2 protein-coding genes are annotated in these 707 nt (G+C 69.0%); both read right to left on the bottom strand.

Going from position 1 to position 707, the window contains the following annotated elements:
* Positions 1-31 precede the first annotated feature (31 nt).
* Positions 32-208, bottom strand: coding sequence for a hypothetical protein (locus AC1DQC_RS19850; protein ID WP_169888157.1), 177 nt, complete (start codon positions 206-208; stop codon positions 32-34).
* 102 nt (positions 209-310) lie between these two features.
* Positions 311-707: POT-type proton-dependent oligopeptide transporter (locus AC1DQC_RS19845; RefSeq protein WP_477052949.1), on the bottom strand; the 397-nt coding region annotated here is incomplete at its 5' end.

The raw sequence follows: 707 nt of genomic DNA, 5'->3' as shown, positions 1-707 counted from the left end.
GCGCCGCTCCGGCTGACGAGCCCGGCTCGGCTCAGATGCACCAGACGAGCGCGGCGGACCCGAGCGGGACGCTGAAGCACAGGGACACCGAGCCGACGGCGGGCGAGACGACCGGGAGTTCGCTGGCGGTGGCGACGGGGGCGGCGAAGACGCCGACGGTCAGGGCGATGGCGGTGGCGGCGAGGGTTTTCGTGATCTTGGCGGACATGATGCTCACACCTTGGAGAGGACGAACGAGCGGAAGGAGCCGGTTCTGTCGTGGCTCCCTTCCATCGTCCGCCCGTGGCCAGGTGCCACACAAGGGCGCCGCTCAGTGCACCCCGCGCATCATCTTGCTGATCCACGGCGAGAGCAGCACCATCACGAGGCCGACGCCGATCGACGCCGCCCCGATCCAGGCGAAGTACGGCGCCTGGTCGGATTCGTCGTAGTACTTCGCCAGGGTGCCGGCCATCGACGAACCCAGCGCCACCGACAGGAAGAACAGCGCGACCATCTGGGTGTGGAACGCCCGCGGGGCCAGCTTGGTCGACAGCGACAGCCCGACCGGGGACAGGAACAGTTCCGCGAACGTGAACAGCAGCAGCGTGAACACCAGTCCGAGCAGCGGCGCGCTGTTCTCGCCGCCGCCGGAGAACGGCAGGAACGACAGGAACGCCAGGCCCATGATGGTGGTGCCCGCGGCGAACTTCAGCGGCGTCGAGGGC

Source organism: Cellulomonas sp. P4_H12 (assembly GCF_056400905.1).
The sequence above is the reverse complement of the archived record's forward strand: the minus strand, read 5'-3'. Positions and strand labels throughout refer to the sequence as shown.